Source organism: Burkholderia sola (assembly GCF_905400185.1).
Taxonomy (GTDB): domain Bacteria; phylum Pseudomonadota; class Gammaproteobacteria; order Burkholderiales; family Burkholderiaceae; genus Burkholderia; species Burkholderia sola.
In genome coordinates this window covers 2,035,560-2,058,273 of record NZ_FR989675.1, presented here as the reverse complement: position 1 = coordinate 2,058,273, position 22,714 = coordinate 2,035,560, and the positions used below count along the sequence as shown (strand labels likewise).

General features: G+C 67.8%; 21 protein-coding genes and 1 other RNA gene. 13 read left to right on the top strand and 9 right to left on the bottom strand.

Going from position 1 to position 22,714, the window contains the following annotated elements:
• Positions 1–47: 47 nt before the first annotated feature.
• The 3 genes from KR541_RS09400 to lipA are packed head-to-tail and all read left to right on the top strand — an operon-like array spanning position 48 to position 3,140.
• Positions 48–1,052, top strand: a complete 1,005-nt coding sequence (locus KR541_RS09400; protein WP_216089518.1) for an alpha-ketoacid dehydrogenase subunit beta — start codon at positions 48–50, stop codon at positions 1,050–1,052.
• 4 nt (positions 1,053–1,056) lie between these two features.
• Positions 1,057–2,172 (top strand): acetoin dehydrogenase dihydrolipoyllysine-residue acetyltransferase subunit, encoded by a 1,116-nt coding sequence (locus tag KR541_RS09395; protein ID WP_213345413.1) that lies wholly within the window; start codon positions 1,057–1,059, stop codon positions 2,170–2,172.
• A gap of 2 nt (positions 2,173–2,174) precedes the next feature.
• Entirely contained in the window at positions 2,175–3,140 is a 966-nt protein-coding gene (gene lipA / locus KR541_RS09390) for a lipoyl synthase (RefSeq protein WP_050013211.1), read from the top strand.
• Positions 3,141–3,152: 12 nt separating this feature from the next.
• On the opposite strand, the gene KR541_RS09385 is transcribed toward lipA, so the two are convergent.
• The 8 genes from KR541_RS09385 to trxA all read right to left on the bottom strand — a co-directional run bounded on the left by KR541_RS09385 (position 3,153) and on the right by trxA (position 11,752).
• Positions 3,153–4,511 (bottom strand): MATE family efflux transporter, encoded by a 1,359-nt coding sequence (locus KR541_RS09385; RefSeq protein WP_050013210.1) that lies wholly within the window; start codon positions 4,509–4,511, stop codon positions 3,153–3,155.
• A gap of 2 nt (positions 4,512–4,513) precedes the next feature.
• Positions 4,514–6,346 (bottom strand): ArnT family glycosyltransferase, encoded by a 1,833-nt coding sequence (locus KR541_RS09380; protein WP_150123310.1) that lies wholly within the window; start codon positions 6,344–6,346, stop codon positions 4,514–4,516.
• Positions 6,347–6,489: 143 nt separating this feature from the next.
• On the bottom strand, positions 6,490–6,756 hold the full coding sequence (locus tag KR541_RS09375; protein WP_050013208.1) for a type B 50S ribosomal protein L31: 267 nt from the start codon (positions 6,754–6,756) through the stop codon (positions 6,490–6,492).
• Positions 6,757–6,914: 158 nt separating this feature from the next.
• Complete coding sequence (locus KR541_RS09370) at positions 6,915–7,748, bottom strand: M90 family metallopeptidase (protein WP_089488497.1); 834 nt, start codon at positions 7,746–7,748, stop codon at positions 6,915–6,917.
• 38 nt (positions 7,749–7,786) lie between these two features.
• On the bottom strand, positions 7,787–9,340 hold the full coding sequence (locus tag KR541_RS09365) for an MFS transporter (protein WP_216089517.1): 1,554 nt from the start codon (positions 9,338–9,340) through the stop codon (positions 7,787–7,789).
• Positions 9,337–9,837 (bottom strand): MerR family transcriptional regulator, encoded by a 501-nt coding sequence (locus KR541_RS09360; protein ID WP_216089516.1) that lies wholly within the window; start codon positions 9,835–9,837, stop codon positions 9,337–9,339. Before KR541_RS09360 ends, KR541_RS09365 begins: the two co-directional genes overlap by 4 nt.
• A 130-nt stretch (positions 9,838–9,967) precedes the next feature.
• Complete coding sequence (rho, locus tag KR541_RS09355) at positions 9,968–11,230, bottom strand: transcription termination factor Rho (RefSeq protein ID WP_006478662.1); 1,263 nt, start codon at positions 11,228–11,230, stop codon at positions 9,968–9,970.
• A 195-nt stretch (positions 11,231–11,425) separates the two neighbouring features.
• Positions 11,426–11,752: a thioredoxin TrxA gene (gene trxA, locus KR541_RS09350; RefSeq protein ID WP_006402348.1), complete on the bottom strand. Its 327-nt coding sequence runs from the start codon at positions 11,750–11,752 to the stop codon at positions 11,426–11,428.
• 389 nt (positions 11,753–12,141) lie between these two features.
• On the opposite strand from trxA, the gene ffs reads away from it, so the two are divergent.
• The 10 genes from ffs to KR541_RS09300 all read left to right on the top strand — a co-directional run bounded on the left by ffs (position 12,142) and on the right by KR541_RS09300 (position 21,760).
• Positions 12,142–12,240: signal recognition particle sRNA small type (gene ffs / locus KR541_RS09345), an RNA gene on the top strand.
• Positions 12,241–12,367: 127 nt separating this feature from the next.
• On the top strand, positions 12,368–14,743 hold the full coding sequence (locus KR541_RS09340) for a DNA polymerase III subunit gamma/tau (protein WP_216090236.1): 2,376 nt from the start codon (positions 12,368–12,370) through the stop codon (positions 14,741–14,743).
• Positions 14,744–14,838: 95 nt separating this feature from the next.
• Positions 14,839–15,165, top strand: coding sequence for a YbaB/EbfC family nucleoid-associated protein (locus KR541_RS09335; protein WP_006482124.1), 327 nt, complete (start codon positions 14,839–14,841; stop codon positions 15,163–15,165).
• Positions 15,166–15,196: 31 nt separating this feature from the next.
• Positions 15,197–15,793, top strand: coding sequence for a recombination mediator RecR (gene recR, locus KR541_RS09330; RefSeq protein ID WP_006478665.1), 597 nt, complete (start codon positions 15,197–15,199; stop codon positions 15,791–15,793).
• An 80-nt stretch (positions 15,794–15,873) separates the two neighbouring features.
• A complete protein-coding gene (locus KR541_RS09325; protein ID WP_050013203.1) occupies positions 15,874–17,079 on the top strand; it encodes a CaiB/BaiF CoA transferase family protein in 1,206 nt (401 codons plus the stop codon).
• Positions 17,080–17,296: 217 nt separating this feature from the next.
• The gene (gene surE / locus KR541_RS09320) at positions 17,297–18,058 is read left to right on the top strand and encodes a 5'/3'-nucleotidase SurE (RefSeq protein WP_050013202.1); all 762 of its coding nucleotides are present in this window, start codon (positions 17,297–17,299) and stop codon (positions 18,056–18,058) included.
• Positions 18,055–18,987, top strand: coding sequence for a protein-L-isoaspartate(D-aspartate) O-methyltransferase (locus tag KR541_RS09315; RefSeq protein WP_050013201.1), 933 nt, complete (start codon positions 18,055–18,057; stop codon positions 18,985–18,987). Before surE ends, KR541_RS09315 begins: the two co-directional genes overlap by 4 nt.
• A 5-nt stretch (positions 18,988–18,992) precedes the next feature.
• Positions 18,993–19,880 (top strand): peptidoglycan DD-metalloendopeptidase family protein, encoded by an 888-nt coding sequence (locus tag KR541_RS09310; RefSeq protein ID WP_050013200.1) that lies wholly within the window; start codon positions 18,993–18,995, stop codon positions 19,878–19,880.
• Between the two features lie 11 nt (positions 19,881–19,891).
• Positions 19,892–20,980, top strand: a complete 1,089-nt coding sequence (rpoS, locus tag KR541_RS09305) for an RNA polymerase sigma factor RpoS (protein ID WP_050013199.1) — start codon at positions 19,892–19,894, stop codon at positions 20,978–20,980.
• 3 nt (positions 20,981–20,983) lie between these two features.
• A complete protein-coding gene (locus KR541_RS09300) occupies positions 20,984–21,760 on the top strand; it encodes a 3'-5' exonuclease (protein WP_050013198.1) in 777 nt (258 codons plus the stop codon).
• Between the two features lie 30 nt (positions 21,761–21,790).
• Here the strand turns inward: KR541_RS09300 and KR541_RS09295 are convergent, their stop codons facing one another.
• The gene (locus KR541_RS09295; protein WP_204383275.1) at positions 21,791–22,645 is read right to left on the bottom strand and encodes an endonuclease/exonuclease/phosphatase family protein; all 855 of its coding nucleotides are present in this window, start codon (positions 22,643–22,645) and stop codon (positions 21,791–21,793) included.
• Positions 22,646–22,714 lie beyond the last annotated feature (69 nt).

Sequence of the window (22,714 nt, the reverse complement as noted above, 5' to 3'; positions counted from 1 at the left end):
GCTGACCCGGCAGCCGGCACGGCAACCCAATATTCCAGGAGACAGACATGGCAAGGAAGATCACTTATTCGCAGGCGATCAACGAGGCGCTCGCGCAGGAAATGGCGCGCGACGACAGCGTGATCGTGATGGGCGAGGACAACGCGGGCGGCGCGGGTGCGCCGGGCGAGGACGACGCATGGGGCGGCGTGCTCGGCGTGACGAAGGGGCTGTTCCACAAGTTTCCGGGCCGCGTGCTCGATACGCCGCTGTCGGAGGGCGGCTACATCGGTGCGGCGGTCGGCGCGGCCGCGTGCGGGATGCGGCCCGTCGCGGAACTGATGTTCATCGATTTCATGGGCGTGTGTTTCGACCAGATCTTCAACCAAGCCGCGAAATTCCGCTACATGTTCGGCGGCAAGGCCGTGACGCCGGTCGTGATTCGCGCGATGTACGGCGCGGGCCTGCGCGCGGCTGCGCAGCACTCGCAGATGCTCACGTCGCTGTTCACGCACATCCCGGGGCTGAAGGTCGTGTGCCCGTCGACGCCGTACGACGCGAAGGGGCTCCTGATCCAGGCGATCCGCGACAACGATCCTGTGATTTTTCTCGAACACAAGCTGCTCTATACGCGCGAGGGCGACGTACCGGAGGAGTCCTATGCGATTCCGTTCGGCGAGGCGAGCGTGCTGCGCGACGGCGACGACGCGACGATCGTCACGTACGGCCGGATGGTGCATCTCGCGATGGACGCGGCCGCGACGCTCGCGAAGGACGGCATCCAGTGCGACGTGATCGACCTGCGCACGACGTCGCCGCTCGACGAGGAAACGATCCTCGAAAGCGCGGAGCGCACCGGGCGCCTGGTGGTCGTCGACGAAGCGAACCCGCGCTGCTCGATCGCGACCGACATCGCCGCGCTCGTCGCGCAGCGTGCGTTCCATTCGCTGAAGGCGCCGATCGAGCTCGTGACCGCGCCGCATACGCCCGCGCCGTTCGCCGGCGTATTGGAAGACCTGTATATCCCGTCCGCCGATGCGATCGCGCGGGCGGTACTCAAGACGAGGAGCTGACACGATGTCGATTCACATGATCACGATGCCCAAGTGGGGGCTGTCGATGGAGCAGGGGCAGGTCAACGGCTGGCTGAAGGCGATCGGCGAACGCGTGGCGAAGGGCGACGAGGTGCTCGACGTCGAGACCGACAAGATCTCGTCGGGCGTCGAATGCGCGTTCGACGGCACGCTGCGCCGGCAGGTCGCGCAGGAGGGCGAGACGCTGCCGGTCGGCGCGCTGCTCGGCGTCGTCGCGGCCGCCGATGCGAGCGACGCCGACATCGATGCGGCGATCGCCGAGTTCCAGCGCGATTTCGTGCCGAGCGCGGCGTCCGACGAGGCGGCCGGCCCGCAGCCGGAGAAGGCGCAGATCGGCGGCCGTATGATCCGCTTCCTGAAGCTGGGCGACGGGTCGGGCACGCCGGCCGTGCTGATCCACGGCTTCGGCGGCGACCTGAACAACTGGCTGTTCAATCACGCGGAGCTCGCCGCGCACCGGCCGGTGTGGGCGCTCGATCTGCCCGGCCACGGCGAATCGGGCAAGGCGGTCGAGAGCGGCACCCTCGACGAACTGGCCGACGCGGTGCTCGCGCTGCTCGATGCGCAGCACATCGAGCGCGCGCACCTGATCGGCCATTCGATGGGCGGCGCAGTGGCGATGACGTTGGCCGACAGCGCGCCGGCGCGCGTGGCGTCGCTCACGCTGATCGCGAGCGCCGGGCTCGGCCCCGACATCAACCGAGCGTACATCGACGGCTTCGTCGCCGGCAACAGCCGCAACACGCTGAAGCCGCACCTCGGCGCGCTGTTCGCGGACGACGCGCTGGTCACGCGGCAACTGGTCGACGATCTCGTCAAGTACAAGCGGCTCGAAGGCGTGCAGGCCGCGCTGGAGAAGATCGCGCATGCCGCGTTCGACGGCGCCGCGCAGCGGCGCGTGTTCCGCGACCGGCTCGCGTCGCTGGCGCCGCGCACGCTCGTGATCTGGGGCGAGCGCGACCAGGTGATTCCGGCGCAGCATGCGCAGGACTTGCCGGGCGGCGTGCGCGCCGAGGTGATCGCCGGCAGCGGGCACATGGTGCAGATGGAGTCGGCCGCCGACGTGAACCGCCTGATCGTCGCATTCCTCGGAGACTGACGATGGCCGCCGCGCTCGAACGACCCAGCCTCACGGCGCTCGGCCAGCCCGGCGCGAGAAGTCGCGACAAGCTTGCGCGCATTCCGGTGCGCATCGAGCCCGCGGCCGCCGCGGCGTTGCCGAAGCCGCCGTGGCTGCGCGCGCGGCCGATGATGAGCGCGGCGGTGGCCGACATGGCCGCCGTGCTGCGCGAGCATCGGCTGCATTCCGTCTGCGAGGAGGCGATGTGTCCGAACATCGGCGAATGCTTCGCGCAGCGCACCGCGACCTTCATGATCATGGGCGGGCTGTGTACGCGGCGCTGTCCGTTCTGCGACGTCGCGCACGGCCGTCCCGAGCCGCTCGATCCCGCCGAGCCCGCGCGGCTGGCCGACGCGGCGGCGGCGCTCGGATTGCGCTACGTCGTGATCACGTCGGTCGACCGCGACGATCTGCGCGACGGCGGCGCTGCGCATTTCGCCGCTTGCATCGCGGCGGTGCGCGCGAGCGTGCCGGGCATCGGCGTCGAGGTGCTGACGCCGGACTTCCGCGGCCGCGCGGCGCGTGCGCTCGACGCGCTGTCGTCGGCGTGGCCCGACGTGTTCAACCACAACATCGAGACGGTGCCGTCGCTGTACCGGGCGGCGCGGCCGGGCGCCGACTATCGCGGCTCGCTCGAACTGCTCGCGCAGGCGAAGGCCGCGCGGCCGACGCTCGTGACGAAATCGGGATTGATGCTCGGGCTCGGCGAACGCGACGACGAGGTGCGCGACACGTTGCGCGACCTGCGCGCGCACGAGGTCGACGTGCTGACGCTCGGCCAGTATCTCGCGCCGTCGGCGCACCATTTGCCGGTGCGGCGCTACGTGAGCCCGGACGCGTTCGCCGCGTGGCGCGACGAGGCGCTCGCGCTCGGTTTCAGGGAAGTCGTCGCCGGCCCGCTCGTGCGGTCGTCATATCACGCAGCCGACGTGCTGGAGGACGCGTAGCGCACCCGCGCGTCAGGCGGCGGCCACGGCGGCGTGCGCGCGACTGATGCGGCGCAGGTACAGCACGAGCCCCGCGCCCGCCAGCATCAGGCTGACCGTGTTCGCGAACCAGAAGCCGCGCGCGCCCGTCAGCCACGCGGGCGCGATGCCGCCGACGTCGAAGCCGAGCACGTAGCCGCCGCTGAGGCCGACGCCCCACAGCGCGACCGCGTAGATCACGGTCGGCACGACCGCCACCTTGTACGCGCGCAGCACGAACGCCGACGTGACCTGCAGCGCATCGAACACGTGGTAGCACGCGACGATCGCGACGAGCGGCATCGCGGCCGCGGCGACGGCCGGGTTCGGCGTATAGCCGCCGATGATCAGCGGGCGCAGCGCGAACACGAGCACGCCGTACGCGGCGGCAACCCCGCACGCGAACATCACGCTGTGCCGGCCGAGCAGCCGGGCTTCGTCCGCGCGTCCGGCGCCGAGCGCGCGTGCGACCAGCGTCGACGCCGCTACGCCGATCGACAGCGGCGTCATGTACAGCACCGCGCCGATGTTGCCGGCGATCTGGTGGCCGGCGAGCGTCGTCGTGCCGAACTGCGCGATGAACAGCGCCATGCACGTGTACGACGTCACCTCGATCAGATACGACAGGCCCATCGGCACGCCGAGCTTCAGGATGGCCTTCTGCCGTTCCCACACGGGCCAGCAGAAGCGCGAGAAGATCGCGAGCGGCGCGAACACGTCGAGCTTCGCGAGCAGCGTGTAGCCGATCAACGCGAGCGCCCAGTTGATCAGCGTGCTGGCCAGCCCGCAGCCGGGGCCGCCGAGCGCCGGTACGCCGAAGCCGCCGAAGATGAACCACACGTTCAGCGGAAACTTGAGCAGCAGCGCGCCGATCTGGAGGATCATCGCGAGCCGCGGCTTGCCGGCCGCGTTGGTCAGCGCGTTGTAGATCCGGAATACGAGGCTGGCGGGCAGCCCGTACGACAGGATGCGCAGGTAGTCGACGGTGCGCTCGTGCAGCGCGGCGGGTGCGTGCGCGACGCGCAGCAGCGGTTCCGGAAAATGCAGCAGCAGGAAGCCCGGAATCGAGAGCAGCAGCGCAAGCCACAGCGCCTGGCGCACTTCCTCGCCGATCTCCGCATGGCGCCGCGCGCCGTACAGTTGCCCGGTGATCGGCTGCAGCGCGGACAGGATGCCGGTCAGGCCGATATAGATCGATACGTAGATCGACGAGCCGAGCCCGAGCGCGGCGAGATCGACGGCCGAGTAGCGGCCGACCATCGCGGTGTCGATCACGCCGAACGCGATGATCGCGAGCTGGCCGACCAGCACCGGCCACGCGAGACCGACGATCCGGCGGATGTCGCCGAACATCGTCAATCGGCCGGCTGGCGGCGCGGCGGACGTCGCTTGACGGGCGTCTTCGGCCGTTCGATGCGCTCGTACAGGCGGAAGCGCTCGTCGCGGTCGGCGACGCGGCGGCCTTCCCAGACGAGACGCCACACGTATTGCGACATCGAACTCGGCTCGCCGAAGTCCGCGCGGTCCTGACGCAGGATCACGTCGCAGTCGCCGGAGAAATCGAAGTGCATGTTGCCGAAGTATGCGAAGGTCGCGATCTGCGCGTCGCCGAGCCGCACCGGCGAGATGCACTCGTAGTCGGACGGCAGGTGCACGGCGATCTGTTGCGCGACGTCGCGATAGGTCCGGCCGTAGTTGACGATCGGCAGCCACAGCGTCATCAGCAGCACCCACATCAGCGTGGTGCCCGCGCCCGACAGCACGACGCTGCGCCACAGCACCTTCGGCTGTCGCGACACGCGCCAGCGCACGATGAAGCACCAGCACACGGTGACGATCACCGCGCAGATGAACGACAGAATCTTGAAATGCGGCTCGTAGCCGGGCACGAGGCGCGCGAGGTTGCGCGCGAGCGGATGCGGGAAGCCGGTGAGCGACGCGAGCCACACCAGCCACACGAAGGTGCCGAGGATCGTGAAGCTCAGCACCGCGAACCAGTCGATCGCGTTGATCGCGCCGCGCTTGAGGGTCGGCAGCGCGAACGTCGCGAGCACCGCGAGCGGCGGCAGCAGCAGCATGTACATACGGTTCGACTGCTGGCTTTGCAGGATCACGAGCGCGACGAGCGGCACGGCGACCGACAGCGGAATCGCGATGTGCGCACGGCGGCGCATGCCGGCCCAGCTCCACCACGCCCAGATCGCGAGCGGCCACGCGGGCCACGTAAACAGCGGCAGGTTCTTCGCCGCATAGCCGAGCACGGCCGTCGGCGGGCCCGAAAAGCGCATCAGGCTGCCGTGGATCCACTGGTTGAAGAACCACGCGGCGTCGTCGGGCGCCGCGACGTACGCGGCGAGCGGCCACAGCGCGGAGATCGCGGCCGCGAGCGGCAGGCCGACCAGCGGCAGGCGCAGGTTGCGCATCTCGGGCGTGACGAGCCACAGCGCGGCCGTGCCGGCGAGCAGCGCGACGACCAGCACCGGATTGCCGGACAGCGCGACGAGGCCCATCGCGAGGCCCCACCACAGTGCGCCCTGCAGCGGCTTGTCGATGCCGCGCACGATCCCGTACACGAGCATCGCGATCCACGCGAACTGCGCGAGCTGCGGCGTCGTTTCGTGCCCGCGTTCCGCGAGACCGAAGCAGGCGACGAGCACCAGCAGCGCGCCGTCCGCGAGCGTGCGGCCGTAGTCGCGCGGCTCGGGTTCGCCGCCGAATGCGTATTTGAACGGTTGAACCTCGGCGCGCCGGCCGAGCAGGTAGGCCGCGTACCAGACGAACGCGCACGCGACGCAGAACAGCACGCCGGTATCGACGCGCGACGCGTTGCTCGCGTCGACCCACGGGCCGAGGCCGCGGATCGACAGCGCGCCGAGCCAGTAGCCGAGCGGCCCGTCGGTCGTGATGAACTTGCCGACCAGGTTCGGCAGCAGCCAGTCGTGCCAGCCGCCCTTGGCCATCGTCCACATCACGCCGAAGCCCGCCGCGTCCTCGTTTTTCCACGGGTCGCGGCCGAACAGGCCGAACGCCGCGTAGACGAAGCAGAGCGTGAGCAGCAGCCAGCGCGGCAGCGCACGCGTGGCGGAGGCGGTGAGACGGACGACAGGCTTCATGCAGATGAGCGATTTGTTATGGGCGGGCAGCCGGCGCGATCGCGCGCGGCCGAGCCGGTTTCGAGCATCCGGCATTGTAGTCGCGCCCGCTGTTGTGCGTCAGGTCGTTTCCCGGGCGCCGGCCGGTGTCTTCCGGGCGAGCAGAGACAAAAAAGGGCAGCCTGGGCTGCCCTTTCGTGCGGTACCGGTGCGTTGCCGCCGCCGGATCGGTGCAAGGCTTACTTTGCTGCAGCCTTGCCGTTGGCGCGTGCGCCGAACTTGTTCTTGAACTTCTCGACACGGCCTGCCGTGTCCATGATCTTTTGCTGACCCGTGTAGAACGAGTGCGATTCCGACGACACTTCGATCTTGGCGAGCGGGTAGGTCTTGCCGTCGAGTTCGATGTTTTCGCGCGTCTGGATCGTCGAGCGCGTGATGAACTTGAAGCCGTTCGACATGTCTTGGAAGACGACTTCGCGGTAATTCGGGTGGATGCCTTCTTTCATGGTCTTTCCTTGGTGAGAGCGGTAGCCAACCCGCCGCTTGCCGTGCCGGGTACGCCCATTTGCGTATCACCAGACGACGCCAAGCCCGGCGCGAGCCACTTGCCTAAGGTCGAAAAACGGCGATTATGCCAGAAAATCAGACGGTTGACGAATAATTTTCACGGTGCGTCGAGCGCGCCGGTGCCGGCCGGATCCTGCCGATAGTAGCGCGCGAGCAGCCGGTACAGCTCCGGAAATTCGGACTCGAACGGCTTCGGCCGGACGAACAGCGCCTCGCTGCACACCGCGAAGAATTCCGACGGGTGGTCGGCCGCATAGGGATCGATCAGCGAATCCCGCTCGAAGCGCGCCCACGCGCGGTCCGGCACCGCGTCGACGCGCGCGCAGAACTGGTCGTAGGCGGGTTCGAACACGTCGGCCCACGCCTGTGCGTCCAGGTGCGGCGCATGCCAGCGGCGAAAAAGGGGGGGATAGCCGTCGGCCGCGCCGTTGACCATGTCGATCTTGTGCGCGAACTCGTGGATCACGACGTTGTACGCGTCGCGGCCGTCCGTCATCTGCGCGTCTTCCCACGACAGGATCACCGGGCCGCCTTCCCATGCCTCGCCGCTCGCGTCCTGCTCGACTTCGTGGACGACGCCGTCCTCGTCCTGCACGGTCTTGCGGATCAAGAATTCGCCCGGATACACGACGACGCCGACCCAGCCGTCGTACAGCGACAGGTCGAGATTCAGCACGGGCAGGCAGGCCTGCGCGGCGATCGCGACGATCATCGCGTCGGTCAGCTCGAGCCCGTGCGCGGTCGAAAACGATTTTTTCGCGACGAACAGGCTCGTCAGTTCGCGCAGCCGGCCGAGCGCGTCGGGCGGCAGGGCGGCGAGGAACGGCAGGCGCTCGACGGTTTCTTGCCACAGCGCGTCCGGAATCGGATGGCTGCGCAGCGCGCGGTCGCGGCGGCGGTCGTCGAACCAGCGGGTCAGTTTCGAGAGCATGGAGGCTTCGGACGAAAATCCAAAGCCTGTCTTTTAACTCAATCGATCTGTTTTTGCCATGCCGCGAAGAGGCCGCCGACGAGCGCGACGCCCGCGAGGAAGTAAAAACCGTCGAGCGATGCGAGGAACGACGCCTGTTGCGCGACCATCCGCGCGATCGACGCGATCGCGAGGCCATGCGCGTCGTTCAGCGCGTGGCCCGCAGCCGCATAGCCGCGCGTCAGTGCGTCGGCGGTCTGCTGGAACAGCGGATCGAACACGTTCGCGCGCTCGACGAGCCGCGTCTGATGCATGGCCAGCCGGTGCTGCTCGACGATGATCACCGAGGACGTCGCGAACGAGATCGTCAGTTGCCGCACGATGTTCTTCACCCGATAGCCATGCGAGTATTCGTCGATCGCGAAGATCCGGAACGTGAGGTTCGCGACCGGCAGCACGATGAACAGCAGCAACAATCCGCGCAGCAGCAGCGGGACGACCAGCGCCGCTTCGCCGACCTGCGGCGTCATCCGCGTCATCGATAGCGCGGCCGTGACGGCGATCGCGAACCCCGGTACGACGAACCACTTCTTGTGCGTGACGAATTTCGCGTAGCGCAGGTAGGCGAACAGCGCGGTGGCCGAAAGCAGCGACGTCGTGCCGACCAGGCGCCCGGCATTCTCGACCGGATAGCCGAGGCCGCCCTCGAGCAACCGCGCCGTCAGGTAGCTGAAGCCCGTCGTCTCGTAGTAATAGAACATGTAGAGCAGCAGCCCGACCTGGAACGTCCGCTCGCGAAACGCATGCAGCCGCACGAGCGGCGTCGGATGATGCCATTGGTGATACGCGAACCATGCGAGCGCGCCGAGCCCCGCGATCGTCAGCACGATCAGCATCGGCGAGCCGCTGTAGAGCTGGTAATGCACCTGCTGCAGCACGATCTGCAGCGCGCCTTGCGCGAGTGCGAACACGACGTACGGCCAGAAATGGCCGGAGCCGCGTTCGTCGTCCGGCGTGCGGCCCGAATCGGGCAGCGTGAGCAACGCGAGGATCGCGAACGCGATGCCGGCCGGCGCCGTGCACGCGAACAGTGCGCGCCACGTCGAATGCGCGACCAGCAGCCCGCCGACGATCGGCGCGAGCGCGCTGCCGAGCAGGATCATGACCAGGAACGCGCGCGTCGCGGGCGGCCGTGCCTGCGGCTTGAAGCTGATCTGGATCAGGATCCGGCACGCGCCCATCATCGGGCCGATGAAATAGCCCTGGAAGCCGCGCGCGAACGCCAGCGCCAGCGACGTGTCGGCCAGTGCCGCCGCGATCGCGCCGAACGAGAACATCAGCATGCAGCCCGCGACGTAGCGGCGATGGCCGAGCCGGTCGACCCACCATTGCTGCTGCAGGATGCCGAGCACGGCCGTGACCGCGTAGGCGCTCGACGACCACACGAGTTCGTCGGGCGACGCGTTGATGCCGCCCGCGATGTAGCTCGCGAAGAACGAGAAGACGGCGTTGTCGAAGTAGTCGATGCCGGTGACGAGCGCGAGCGCCCATGGAAACAGGTCCGCGCGCAGGTTCGCGCGGCTCCACAGCGGCCGGCCCGGCACCGTGTTCATTCGCGATCCTTGCGTGCGCGCCGCGTGCCGGCCTCGGCCCGCCGCTGCGCGATCAGCGCATCGGCGTTCTCGCCGGCGAGGCGCCGCTCGACGTAGTCGATATCGTGCTGCAGTTCCTTGCGCAGCGAAACGGCTTCCTTCAGCTCGCGCTGGACGGCCGCGATCCGCCGGTCGAGCGTGTCGATCTGCTCGGCGAGGCCGGCGCGGATGTCGCGCAGCGACGCATCCGAATTGCGGCGCCGGCCGTCGCCGGTTTCTTCCAGCGGGCGCTTGAGCATTTCGGTGATGCCGTGCAGCGAGAAGCCGAGCGCGCGCAGCCGCAGGATTCGCGCGAAGCGCTCGAGGTCGGCTTCGTCGTAGAGGCGGTAGCGGCCTTCGCTGCGCGATGGCGTGACGAGCCCGCGCTCTTCGTAGTATTTGAGCGTGCGTGGCGTCACGCCGAGCCGCGACGCGGCGTCGCCGACGGTCAATAGCGGGGTGGCGGCGTCGTTCGGCATCGGAGGTGGGGAATTCGGCGGGACAATGACGCGATTATAGATCAACCTGTACGTTCACGTTCAGGTTGGGATCGAAAAACGGCCGCTGGGCAGGATGCGCGGGCGGCCGTGTTGCGGAGCGGGACGGCGATCAGCCGCCGCGGCGCATCAGGTCGAAGAACTCGGAATTGCTCTTCGTCTGGCGGATCTTGTCGAGCAGGAATTCCATCGCCTCGACTTCGTCCATGTCGTGGATGAACTTGCGCAGCACCCAGATCTTCTGAAGGATCTCGGGCTTGATCAGCATTTCCTCGCGACGCGTGCCCGATTTGTTCAGGTTGATCGACGGGTACACGCGCTTTTCCGCGAGACGGCGTTCGAGGTGCACTTCCATGTTGCCGGTGCCCTTGAACTCTTCGTAGATCACGTCGTCCATGCGGCTGCCGGTTTCGATCAGCGCGGTGCCGATGATCGTCAGCGAGCCGCCTTCCTCGATGTTGCGCGCCGCGCCGAAGAAGCGCTTCGGACGCTGCAGCGCGTTCGCGTCGACACCGCCCGTCAGCACCTTGCCCGACGCCGGGATCACGGTGTTGTACGCACGCGCGAGACGCGTGATCGAGTCGAGCAGAATCACGACGTCGTGCTTCATTTCGACGAGGCGCTTCGCCTTCTCGATCACCATTTCGGCGACCTGGACGTGGCGCGTGGCCGGTTCGTCGAACGTCGACGCGATCACTTCGCCGGCGACCGAGCGCTGCATTTCGGTCACTTCTTCCGGACGCTCGTCGATCAGCAGCACGAACAGGATCACGTCCGGGTGGTTCTGCTTGATCGCGTGCGCGATGTGCTGGAGCATCACGGTCTTGCCCGACTTCGGCGACGCGACGAGCAGGCCGCGCTGGCCCTTGCCGATCGGCGCGATCATGTCGATGATGCGGCCCGTGACGTTTTCCTCGCCGCGCATTTCGCGTTCGAGCGAGAGCGGCTTGTTCGGGTGCAGCGGCGTGAGGTTCTCGAACATGATCTTGTGTTTCGAGGCCTCGGGCGGCTGCCCGTTGACTTTGTCGACCTTCACCAGCGCGAAGTAGCGCTCGCCGTCCTTCGGCGTGCGGACTTCACCTTCGATGGTGTCGCCGGTGTGCAGGTTGAAGCGGCGGATCTGCGACGGGCTGATATAGATGTCGTCGGTGCTCGCGAGGTACGACATTTCCGGCGAGCGCAGGAAGCCGAAGCCGTCCGGCAGCACTTCGAGCGTACCGTCGCCGAAGATCGTCTCTCCCGTCTTGGCGCGCTTTTTGAGAATGGCGAACATCAGCTCCTGCTTGCGCAGGCGGTTCGCGTTTTCGATCTCCAGGCCATTGGCCATTTCGATCAGTTCGGAGACGTGCAGAGACTTGAGCTCGGATAAATGCATACGGAGAACCCGCCAGGGAGGAGATGCGACGAAAGAAAATAAGGGAGGAGGGCGAGCGGAAGCGCTCAGAGACTTAAATGCGTCTTGTCGACGTTTTTTAATTCTAGCATAGCCCGATTCGCGCTTGAGCGAGCGATCGGCGGCTTGACAACGGACGTGTTGCCGACTGACAACACGTCCGCGGAACTGCCGGTATTACAGGTGGCTGTCCAGGAACGCGGTGAGCTGCGACTTCGACAGCGCGCCGACCTTCTGTGCGGCGGCCGCGCCGTTCTTGAACAGGATCAGCGTCGGGATGCCGCGCACGCCGAATTTCGCGGGCGTGGCCTGGTTGTCGTCGACGTTGATCTTCGCGATCTGCAGCTTGTCGCCGTAGTCCTTCGCGACTTCGTCGAGGATCGGGGCGATCATCTTGCACGGGCCGCACCATTCGGCCCAGAAATCGACGAGCACGGGCTTGTCGGACTTGACGACGTCCTGTTCGAACGATGCGTCGCTGATGTGTTTGATCTGTTCGCTCATTGGGTCAATACCTCTTACGGTTCGGGGACTGCCTGCTTGCGCGTTGCGGCGTACCGGCCGCCGTAGGCTGCCGGCCGCTGCGGCAGGTCACTCCGCCTTTCCGGAAAGGAGGGGCGTAAGCGCTGCATCCGCGGCTCGCGGGTCGTTCGGGCGTCATATTAGCCTAAATTGCTATCTGCTGCGGGCGGCGATAGTAGCCGCTACGCGAGTAGGGGTACGACGCGACGTTCGACCGTTGTGCCATGCAGGTGGAGGCCGGTCCGCCAATTACAAGGGGCGGGCCGCATGCGGCGTGTCCGAATGGACGGCGCGCCGGTTTGCCCGGCGAGATTCGCATTGATGCGAACAAACGGTCGCATTCGTCCGGAAGCGGTGATAGAATATGCCGTGACGGGCCTCCTCGCATGGTGGGGCGGTGAACCTGGTCAGGTCGGGAACGAAGCAGCCACAATCGTTTTCCGCCAGTGCCGAGGGTTGGGCTCGTCACCTTCCTTCTCGCCCCGTTCGCAGGGCGTTTTTTATTTCTGCATCACACTCCGTTCGACCTGCGCCTTGCCCGTGTTCCGCACCGTTTCGCGTGTCGGCGCGACGCAGCGTTACTGATACAATTTCCCGATGACCTATCAAGTTCTCGCACGCAAGTGGCGTCCGAAGGATTTCGCTTCGCTCGTCGGCCAGGAGCACGTCGTCAGGGCGCTTACGCACGCGCTCGACGGCGGGCGTCTCCATCACGCCTATCTGTTTACCGGAACCCGCGGTGTCGGCAAGACGACGCTGTCGCGGATCTTCGCGAAGGCGCTCAACTGTGAAACCGGCGTCACGTCGCAGCCGTGCGGCGTGTGTCGCGCCTGTCGCGAGATCGACGAGGGCCGTTTCGTCGATTACGTCGAGATGGACGCGGCGAGCAACCGCGGCGTCGACGAGATGGCCGCGCTGCTCGAGCGCGCGGTGTACGCGCCCGTCGATGCGCGCTTCAAGGTCTACATGATCGACGAAGTGCACATGCTGACGAACCACGCGTTCAACGCGATGCTGAAGACGCTCGAAGAGCCGCCGCCGCACGTCAAGTTCATCCTCGCGACGACCGATCCGCAGAAAATCCCCGTCACCGTGCTGTCGCGCTGCCTGCAGTTCAACCTGAAGCAGATGCCGGCCGGGCACATCGTGTCGCATCTCGAGCGGATCCTCGGCGAAGAGCAGATCACGTTCGAGCTGCAGGCGCTGCGCCTGCTCGCGCGCGCCGCGCAGGGCAGCATGCGCGACGCGCTGTCGCTGACCGACCAGGCGATCGCCTATTCGGCGAACGAGGTGACCGAGTCGGCGGTGTCGGGCATGCTTGGCGCGCTCGACCAGACTTACATGGTGCGCCTGCTCGACGCGCTCGCGGCCGGCAACGGCCCGGAAATCCTCGCGATTGCCGACGAGATGTCGCTGCGCAGCCTGTCGTTCTCGACCGCGCTGCAGGATCTCGCGAGCCTGCTGCACCGGATCGCGTGGGCGCAGTTCGCGCCGGGCTCGGTGCTCGACGAATGGCCGGAAGCGGCCGACCTGCGCCGTTTCGCGGAGACGCTGAGCCCCGAGCAGGTGCAATTGTTCTATCAGATCGCGACGGTTGGGCGCGCCGAGCTCGGCCTGGCGCCGGACGAATACGCCGGCTTCACGATGACGCTGCTGCGGATGCTCGCGTTCGAGCCGGCCGCTGGCGCCGGCAGTGCGTCGGCCGGTCAGCCGTCCGTGCCGCCGCGTGCGGTGCCGGCTCCGCGCGCTGCTGCGGCGAAGCCGGTAGCTGCCGCAGCACGGCCGCAAGCCGCGGCGCCGGCTGCGCCTGTTGCGCCTGTTGCGCCGGTCGCGCGTTCGGGGCCGGCGCAGTCCAGTGACGAAGCCGCCCGGCCGGTCACCAAGCCGGCGGTCGTTTCGGCACCGGCGGAAGCACCCCTTTCGGCGCCCGAAAAGGCAGCTCCGGCACCGGTCGCGGCCGACGTTCAAGCGATCGAGCCGCCGCAGCCGGAGGAGAAGGCTGCGCCCGCCGGCGACGCGCCGCCTCCCGCCCGCAAGGAACCCGAGCCGCCTGCCGTTGCCGCCGCGCAGCGAAACGACGAACCGGTGCCGCAGCCCGCACCGGCGCCGCGCGCCGCGTCGCCCGAGCCGGCCGCCGCCCGTCCGGCGGCGCGCGCGGGCGGTGCCGCCGCCGCGCTCGACGTGCTGCGCAATGCAGGGATGCGCGTGTCGTCGGACCGCGGGCGCGCAGGCGCGGCAGCGAAGCCGGCGGCGGCCCAGCCGGCCGCCGAAAAACCGGCCGCGCCGCGTCCCGCCGTTCAGGTGCCGACGCCGCGTGCCGCTGCGCGTGCGCCGCAAGCAGCCGATTCGCGCCAGCCGTCGCCGCCGTGGGAAGACATCCCGCCGGACGACTACGTACCGCTCAGCGCCGACGAGATGTTCGGCGGTTCCGACGACGGCTTCGTGCCGGTGTTCGACAGCGGTCCCGACGATGTGCGCGTGACGCCGAAGCAGGCGGAAGCCCGTCCGGCCGCGCCGATCGACACGCGCCCGTTGCCGCCGGCGATCGCGCTCGATGCGATCGGCTTCGACGGCGAATGGCCGGCGCTCGCCGCGCGGCTGCCGCTGAAGGGCGTCGCGTACCAGCTTGCGTTCAACAGCGAACTGACGGCCGTCGATGCGAGCGCATTGAAATTGTCGGTGCCGGTGCCGCAGTATGCGGACGCCGCGCAGGTGGCGAAGCTGAAGGCCGCACTGGCCGATGCGCTCGGCAAGCCGGTCGAGGTGAGCGTCGAGGTCGGGCCCGCCCGGCGCACCGCGGCGGCGCTCGATGCGGCCGCGCGCGCGGCACGCCAGCGCGAAGCCGAGCAGGAGATTCACGGCGATCCGTTCGTCCAGCAGCTCGTGCGCGACTTCGGTGCGCGCATCGTCGAGGGCTCGGTGCGCCCGCTCGCCGATTCGGCGCCGGACGGCGCGCCGCCCACGCTGCATTGAACTGACCGCCCCGCGACAGGCACAATCACGCCCCGCACACATTGGCCGGCACGCGCCGCGTGCCGGTTTTCACACGATCAAGAAGGAGTATTCCCATGTTGAAAGGCAACCTCGCCGGACTGATGAAGCAAGCGCAGCAAATGCAGGAAAACATGAAGAAGATGCAGGAGCAGCTTGCGCTGATCGAGGTCGAAGGGCAGTCGGGCGCCGGCCTCGTCAAGGTGACGATGACGTGCCGCAACGAAGTGCGCCGCGTGTCGATCGACCCGAGCCTGCTCGCGGACGACAAGGACATGCTCGAGGATCTCGTCGCCGCTGCGTTCAACGACGCGGTGCGCAAGGCCGAAGCCACGTCGCAGGAAAAGATGAGCGGCATGACGTCGGGCCTGCCGCTGCCCCCGGGCTTCAAGCTGCCGTTCTGAGCGCCGCGTCCTTGCCACCGTTTGCCGCCGTATGAAACAGCCGTCCGCCTTGTCCGCTCTCGTCGAAGCGTTGCGCGTGCTGCCCGGCGTCGGGCCGAAATCCGCGCAGCGCATGGCGGTTCACCTGATGCAGCACGACCGCGAGGGCGCGGAGCGGCTCGGCCGGTCACTGCTGTTCGCAACCGAGCACCTGCAGCACTGCGAGAAGTGCAACACGTTCACCGAAGCGCAGATCTGCGAGGTCTGCAGCGACGAGGAGCGTGATCCGACGCTGCTGTGCGTCGTCGAGACGCCTGCCGACCAGATCATGCTCGAGCAGACGATGACCTACCGCGGGCTGTATTTCGTGCTGATGGGGCGACTGAGCCCGCTCGACGGAATCGGCCCGAAGGAAATCCATTTCGACCGCCTCGTGCGGCGCGCATCCGACGGCGTCGTCAAGGAAGTCGTGCTCGCGACCAACTTCACGAACGAAGGCGAAGCCACCGCCCACTACCTCGGCCAGACGCTCAAGGCGCGCGGGCTGGCCGTCACGCGCCTTGCGCGCGGCGTGCCGGTGGGCGGCGAGCTCGAGTACGTCGACGCGGGCACCATTGCCCGCGCGATGCTCGACCGCCGCACGATGTAAGCCGGGCGCCGCCTGCCGGCGGCGCCGTTTCTCGTGGCAACGCATGCACGTGCCAGATGTAAACAGACCCTAGGAGACACATGAGCACCAGCCAGGGCCCGCTCGCGGGCGTCAAAGTGCTCGAATTCGGAACGCTGATCGCGGGACCGTTCGCGTCGCGGCTGTTCGCCGAATTCGGCGCGGAAGTGATCAAGATCGAGGATCCGAACGGCGGCGACCCGCTGCGCAAGTGGCGCAAGCTCCATCCGGAGCAGGGCGGCACGTCGCTGTGGTGGTCGGTGCAGGCGCGCAACAAGAAATCGGTCACGCTCAATCTGAAAGCCGACGCCGGCAAGGCGATCGCGCGGCAGCTCGCGAGCGAGGCCGACATCGTGATCGAGAATTTCCGTCCGGGCCTGCTCGAAAAGCTCGGGCTCGGCTACGACGTGCTGTCGGCCGACAATCCGGGCCTCGTGATGGTGCGCCTGTCCGGCTACGGGCAGACGGGCCCGTACCGCGACCGCCCCGGCTTCGGCGCGATAGCCGAATCGATGGGCGGGCTGCGCCACATCACCGGCTATCCGGATCTGCCGCCGCCGCGCATCGGGATCTCGATCGGCGATTCGATCGCCGCGCTGCACGGCGTGATCGGCGCGCTGATGGCGCTCCATCACCGCAAGGTCAACGGCGGCGCGGGGCAGGTGGTCGACGTTGCACTCTATGAAGCCGTCTTCAACATGATGGAAAGCGTGGTGCCCGAGTACGGCGTGTACGGGATGGTGCGCGAGCGCACCGGCGCGTCGCTGCCGGGCATCGTGCCGTCGAATACGTACGCGTGCCGCGACGGCAGCATCGTGATCGGCGGCAACAGCGATCCGATCTTCAAGCGGCTGATGAAGGCGATCGAGCGCGACGACCTCGCCGACGATCCCGCGCTCGCGCAAAACGACGGGCGGGTGCCGCGCACGCAGGAAATCGACGACGCGATCGCCGCGTGGCTCGCGCCGCGCACGATCGACGAGGCGCTCGTCGTGCTCAATGCGGCCGACGTGCCGGCCGGGCGCATCTACAGCGCGGCCGACATGTTCACCGATCCGCAGTTCGTCGCGCGCCAGATGATCCAGCGTTTCAAGCTGGCCGACGGTACGGACATTCCGCTGCCGAACATCACGCCGAAGCTGTCGGACACGCCGGGCGAAACGCGCTGGCTCGGTCCCGAGCTGGGCGAGCATACCGACGAGGTGCTGCGCGGCCTCGGCTACGACGCGCACGCGATTGCCGCGCTGCGCGAGGCGGGCGCGATCTGAGCGCAGCCGGCGTAGCGCTTTGCGCCGGGCCGCTCGACGAAGGGTTCCCCGACGAGATTTTCGGCGGGCGGAAAACCCGGCGGCCCGGTGTTTTCCCCAACGCGCGGAACGCCGCCGCGCAGTGCGGCGGCGCATCGCGTGCCCATGCGTATACCCGCCCGTCCACGGCGGCCGGACTGTCGCTCTCGCGCCATCTTTCCTCGGTTACAATCGCCGGATGCGAATCCTACTCAGCAACGACGACGGCTATCTCGCCCCCGGTCTCGCCGCGCTCAGCGAAGCGCTGCAGCCGCTGGCCGAGCTTACGGTGATCGCGCCCGAGCAGAACTGCAGCGGCGCGTCGAATTCCCTCACGTTGTCGCGGCCGCTGTCGGTGCAGCGCGCAGCGGGTACGGGTTTCTTCTACGTGAACGGCACGCCGACCGATTCGGTGCACGTCGCGCTGACGGGGATGGCCGACGCGCGGCCGGACATCGTCGTGTCCGGCATCAACAATGGCCAGAACATGGGTGAAGACACGCTCTATTCGGGGACAGTTGCGGCCGCCACCGAAGGCATCATGTTCGGCGTGCCGGCCATCGCGTTCTCGCTGGTCGACAAGGGCTGGGCCCATCTGGCCGACGCCGCGCGCGTCGCCGCGGAAATCGTCGAGCACTACCTCGCGCATCCGCTGCCGGGCAACCCGTTGCTGAACGTCAATATTCCGAACCTGCCGTACGACCAACTGAAGGGCTGGCAGGTCACGCGCCTCGGCAAGCGTCATCCGTCGCAGCCGGTGATTCGCCAGACCGACCCGCGCGGCGAGCCGATCTACTGGATCGGCGCCGCGGGCGACGCGCTGGACGCCAGCGAAGGCACCGATTTTCACGCCGTCGCAAACGGTTTCGTATCGATCACGCCGCTGCAGCTCGATCTCACGCATACGCAGATGCTGCCCGCGACGCGCGAATGGGCGCGCGCCGGAGGGCGGGCTTCATGAGCGGCGAGCGCGCGAAGCGGTTCCCGCTCGCGCTCGAAGATCTCAAACGAGCGCCACGCAAATCGGAAGGTCGGCCCGGCGAACGCCAAGCGGCGGGTGCGGTGCCGAAGGCCGCCGACAAACCCGCAGCCGTACTGAAACCGGTTGCGGTGAAGCCGGCCGCCGCGCGGGCGCCGCTGCCGGGTATCGCCGCCGCGAAGCCGGCGACCGCACCGAAGCCGACCGCGCTGAAACCCGCGCTGCCGAAGCCGGCTGCGCCGAGCATCGCGCCGGCCGGCGCGTTCGCGCTCACGTCGGAACGTGTGCGCGAGCGGATGGTCGAACGGCTGCGCGCGAACGGCGTGACCGATGCGCGCGTGCTGGACGCGATGGCCGCGGTGCCGCGCCACCTGTTCGTGGATCCCGGGCTCGCGACGCAGGCCTACGAGGATTCGGCGTTGCCGATCGGCCACCAGCAGACCATTTCAAAGCCGTCGGTCGTCGCGCGCATGATCGAGCTCGCGATGGCAGGCCGCACGCTCGAGCGCGTGCTCGAGATCGGCACGGGTTGCGGCTATCAGGCCGCCGTGCTGAGCCACGTGGCACGCGACGTGTATTCGATTGAACGCATCAAGCCGCTCTACGAGCGCGCGAAGCTGAACCTGCGGCCGCTGCGCGTGCCGAACATCCGTCTGCATTACGGCGACGGGCGTGTCGGCCTGCCGTCCGCGGCCCCGTTCGACGCGATCGTGATCGCGGCGGCCGGGCTCGACGTGCCGCAGGCGCTGCTCGAGCAGCTCGCGATCGGCGGGCGGCTCGTCGCGCCGGTCGGCGCGCAGAGCGGACAGCACCAGGTGCTCACGCTCGTCGAGCGCGTCGCGCACGCGCAATGGCGAGAGTCCCGGCTTGATCGCGTTTTCTTTGTCCCTTTAAAATCCGGAGTGATTTGAAACCGATGAGTATGTTGCGCGCGATGCAAAACAACCGATCCAGGGAACCGCTCACGCTCGCCCAGCGCGCGATCTGTGTGGCTGCGTTCTCTACGCTACTGGCCGCCTGTGCGACGCGGCTCGACAACGCGCCCGTCGTCGACCGCTCCGGGTCGCTCGGTACGACCGCCGCCGCGCAGCCCGCGGCGCCGCTTCCGCCGGCGCCGCCGGGTTACTACCGGGTGAAGCCGGGCGACACGCTGTACCGGATCGCACTCGAAAACGGGCAGAACTATCGCGACATCGCGGCGTGGAACAATCTGGCGAACCCGAATCAGATCGAAGTCGACCAACTGCTGCGCGTGTCGCCGCAGGCCGGTGCCGCGGTCGCGGGTACGCAGGTCGCCGCGCCGATCGGAGGCGCCGCCGTTGCGACCGCGCCGCTCAGCAGCGGCCCCGCGACGCCGGCTGCCGGTACGTCGTCGTCGAGCGCGACGGCGCCTGCCGCGGCAGCCGCGTCGAGCGATACGGCGGCTGCTCCGAGCGGCCCCGTGACGTTCGCGTGGCCCGCGCGCGGCCCCGTGCTGAACGGGTTCGACGATGCGAAGAACAAGGGTGTCAATATCGGCGGGACGGCCGGCGAGGCCGTGAAGGCGGCGGCGGACGGCCGCGTCGTTTACTCCGGCAACGGTCTGCGTGGCTACGGCAACCTCATTATCATCAAACACGATGCAACTTACCTCACGGCGTATGCACACAATCGCGCTTTGATGGTAAAAGAGGGGGACGCGGTAACGAAGGGGCAGAAGATCGCCGAGATGGGTAACAGCGATGCCGACCGCGTGATGCTGCATTTCGAGGTTCGCCGGCAGGGTAAGCCTGTCGATCCGCTGAAGTATTTGCCGCCTCAATAACCGAGACGACCATGCCGAAATCGAAGCGCCACGAGCCGCAAGCCGAGTCTGAGAAGATCAGTCGTGCCACGCAAGCATCGGTGGGGCGAGTAGGTGCTTCGACGGACGACGAGGACGACGTCGCGGAAAACGAACGCGATCTCGAGGCGCGCGACGCCGACACGGACGGCGGCGACGACGAGCGCGAAGGCCGCCAGGAAGCCGCGCCCGACGTCGACGATTTCCGCACGCTGCTGCAGGCCGAGCTCACGGCCGACACGATCCAGCATTACCTGAACCGCATCAGCGTGAAGCCGCTGCTGACCGTCGAGGAAGAGCAGCGCTATTCTCGTCTGGCGAAGGCCGGCGAATTCGAGGCGCGGCAGGTGATGATCGAGCGTAACCTGCGTCTCGTCGTCAGTATCGCGAAGGGGTACCTGAACCGCGGCGTGCCGCTGCTCGACCTGATCGAGGAAGGCAATCTCGGCCTGATGCACGCGATCGAGAAATTCGACCCGACGCGCGGTTTCCGCTTCTCGACCTACGCGACGTGGTGGATCCGGCAGAGCATCGAGCGGGCGATCATGAACCAGGCCCGCACGGTGCGCCTGCCCGTGCACGTAATCCGCGAACTGAACCAGGTGCTGCGCGCGAAGCGCCATCTCGAAAAGAATTCGATGTCGACGGGCGAGGCGGCCGAGCGCCGCGAAGCCAGCATCGACGACATCGCCTATCTCACCGGCAAGACCGCCGAGGAAGTCACCGATATCCTCGCGCTCAACGAACACACGGCGTCGCTCGACGCGCCGCTCGATCTTGATCCCGCGAGCAGCCTGCTCGACCTGCTGCCCGACGACCAGAGCCAGTCGCCCGACGCCGAAGTGCAGCACCGCGAGCTCGAAACGCTGACGCGCGCGTGGCTGTCGCGGCTGTCCGACAAGCACCGGCATGTGATCGAGCGCCGCTTCGGCCTGAACCACATCGAACCGGCGACGCTCGAGGAGCTCGCCGACGAGATGGGGCTCACGCGCGAGCGCGTGCGGCAGATCCAGCAGGAGGCGCTGGTGCGCCTCAAGCGGTTCTTCGCCTCCAACGGCGTGCGCAAGGACGCCGTTCTGTAACCGATGACCCCAATCCTTGTTTTTGACATCGAGACGATTCCCGATGTCGACGGCATTCGCCGTCTGGAAGACCTGCCCGCGACGCTCGACGATGCGGCGGTGGCCGAACATGCGTTTGCCGCACGCCGCGAGAAGACCGGCGGCGATTTCCTGCCGCATCATCTGCAGCGAATCGCGGCGATCTCGTGCGTGTTTCGCGACAACAACGGTTTTCGCGTGCGCTCGCTCGGGACGCCGCAGGACAACGAAGCGACGTTGATCCAGTCGTTCTACCGCGTGATCGAGAAATACACGCCGCAGCTCGTGTCGTGGAACGGCGGCGGTTTCGATCTGCCGGTCCTCCATTACCGCGCGCTCGTGCACGGCATTCCCGCCACCCGCTACTGGGATCTCGGCGAGGACGACCGCGAATTCAAGTGGAACAACTACATCGCGCGCTATCACTCGCGGCATACCGACCTGATGGACGTGCTCGCGATGTATCAGGCGCGCGCGAACGCGCCGCTCGACGCGCTGGCGAAGCTGTGCGGTTTCCCGGGCAAGCTCGGGATGGACGGCAGCCAGGTATGGCCGGCGTTCCGCGACGGCCGGATCGACGAAATCCGCAACTATTGCGAAACCGACGTCGTCAATACGTACCTGCTGTATTGCCGGTTCCAGTTGATGCGCGGCGGCCTGACGCCGAGCGAGTACGCGGACGAGATCCTGCTCGTGAAGAACGCGCTCGCGCTGGAGCCGGCGCCGCACTGGGCCGAATACCTGGCCGGCTTCGACGCGTAGTGCGGGCAGGCCGCGCCGTAGCCGGCGCGATCAGCCGAGTTCGAGCAGCACCGGCTGGTGATCGGACGCGCGTACGTCGCCGTCGATCTCGCAGCGGATGACGCGCGGCAACAGCGTGTCGGTCACGAACACGAAGTCGCACGCGAGCGGGCCGTCCGACCATTGCACAGTGTCGTAGACGCCAGCGGTCGGCGGCGGCGTACGACCGGGATGCCGTGCGACCCACGCGTCCACGAAACCCGGTGCGTCGGCAATCGGCTCCAGGAAGCGCCGGTACGCATCGGCGCCGAATGCACTGTTGAAATCGCCGCAGACGATCGCACCGCGCGGTTGTCCGGTCGCGCTGAACGGCCCGTCGGCGGTTTCGGCGGGAGCGGGATGGTCAGCATGCGCGCAGGCTTCGCGATGCCGGTCGCGTAGCGCATCGACCTGCGCCAGCCGCTGGCGCGCCGAGTAATACTCCAGATGCGTGGTGACCACGCGCAACCACCCGAGGGGCGCCCGCAACGCGATATCGAGCGCGACGCGCGGCATCGACGGCGCGCCGGCGTCGGCTGGCCACGGCAGCGATTGGCGCAGCACGCGCCCGACCGGCAGCCGCGTCGCGATCGCGTTGCCGAACTGGCGGCGCGGTGCGCCCGGCCGGATGGCCGGCAGATCGGCGCCGATGGCGTCGACGATCGTATAGCCAGGCAGCAGCGCCGCGAGTTCGGCGAACTGGTCCGGCCCTGGCCGGCCGGGCAGTGCGTCGAAGCCGCGCGTGACTTCCTGCACGCACAGCACGTCGAAATCGCTCAACTGCCGGGCGGCGGCGATCGTGCGCGGGAGGTCGACGATGCCGTCCGCATCCCGACCCCATTGGATGTTCCAGTCGATCAATCGCATGGTCGAGTCTCCTTGGCTCGGTGCTGCGAGCAGAACCCGTGCCGCGGTGGGGCCGCGCCACGCATTGCG

Excerpts from the sequence above, each read along its gene's own strand:
- KR541_RS09400 (WP_216089518.1), top strand. The coding sequence starts at position 48 with ATGGCAAGGAAGATCACTTATTCGCAGGCGATCAACGAGGCGCTCGCG.
- KR541_RS09395 (WP_213345413.1), top strand. The coding sequence starts at position 1,057 with ATGTCGATTCACATGATCACGATGCCCAAGTGGGGGCTGTCGATGGAG.
- lipA (WP_050013211.1), top strand. The coding sequence starts at position 2,175 with ATGGCCGCCGCGCTCGAACGACCCAGCCTCACGGCGCTCGGCCAGCCC.
- KR541_RS09385 (WP_050013210.1), bottom strand. The coding sequence starts at position 4,511 with ATGTTCGGCGACATCCGCCGGATCGTCGGTCTCGCGTGGCCGGTGCTG.
- KR541_RS09380 (WP_150123310.1), bottom strand. The coding sequence starts at position 6,346 with ATGCCGGATGCTCGAAACCGGCTCGGCCGCGCGCGATCGCGCCGGCTG.
- KR541_RS09375 (WP_050013208.1), bottom strand. The coding sequence starts at position 6,756 with ATGAAAGAAGGCATCCACCCGAATTACCGCGAAGTCGTCTTCCAAGAC.
- KR541_RS09370 (WP_089488497.1), bottom strand. The coding sequence starts at position 7,748 with ATGCTCTCGAAACTGACCCGCTGGTTCGACGACCGCCGCCGCGACCGC.
- KR541_RS09365 (WP_216089517.1), bottom strand. The coding sequence starts at position 9,340 with ATGAACACGGTGCCGGGCCGGCCGCTGTGGAGCCGCGCGAACCTGCGC.
- KR541_RS09360 (WP_216089516.1), bottom strand. The coding sequence starts at position 9,837 with ATGCCGAACGACGCCGCCACCCCGCTATTGACCGTCGGCGACGCCGCG.
- rho (WP_006478662.1), bottom strand. The coding sequence starts at position 11,230 with ATGCATTTATCCGAGCTCAAGTCTCTGCACGTCTCCGAACTGATCGAA.
- trxA (WP_006402348.1), bottom strand. The coding sequence starts at position 11,752 with ATGAGCGAACAGATCAAACACATCAGCGACGCATCGTTCGAACAGGAC.
- KR541_RS09340 (WP_216090236.1), top strand. The coding sequence starts at position 12,368 with ATGACCTATCAAGTTCTCGCACGCAAGTGGCGTCCGAAGGATTTCGCT.
- KR541_RS09335 (WP_006482124.1), top strand. The coding sequence starts at position 14,839 with ATGTTGAAAGGCAACCTCGCCGGACTGATGAAGCAAGCGCAGCAAATG.
- recR (WP_006478665.1), top strand. The coding sequence starts at position 15,197 with ATGAAACAGCCGTCCGCCTTGTCCGCTCTCGTCGAAGCGTTGCGCGTG.
- KR541_RS09325 (WP_050013203.1), top strand. The coding sequence starts at position 15,874 with ATGAGCACCAGCCAGGGCCCGCTCGCGGGCGTCAAAGTGCTCGAATTC.
- surE (WP_050013202.1), top strand. The coding sequence starts at position 17,297 with ATGCGAATCCTACTCAGCAACGACGACGGCTATCTCGCCCCCGGTCTC.
- KR541_RS09315 (WP_050013201.1), top strand. The coding sequence starts at position 18,055 with ATGAGCGGCGAGCGCGCGAAGCGGTTCCCGCTCGCGCTCGAAGATCTC.
- KR541_RS09310 (WP_050013200.1), top strand. The coding sequence starts at position 18,993 with ATGAGTATGTTGCGCGCGATGCAAAACAACCGATCCAGGGAACCGCTC.
- rpoS (WP_050013199.1), top strand. The coding sequence starts at position 19,892 with ATGCCGAAATCGAAGCGCCACGAGCCGCAAGCCGAGTCTGAGAAGATC.
- KR541_RS09300 (WP_050013198.1), top strand. The coding sequence starts at position 20,984 with ATGACCCCAATCCTTGTTTTTGACATCGAGACGATTCCCGATGTCGAC.
- KR541_RS09295 (WP_204383275.1), bottom strand. The coding sequence starts at position 22,645 with ATGCGATTGATCGACTGGAACATCCAATGGGGTCGGGATGCGGACGGC.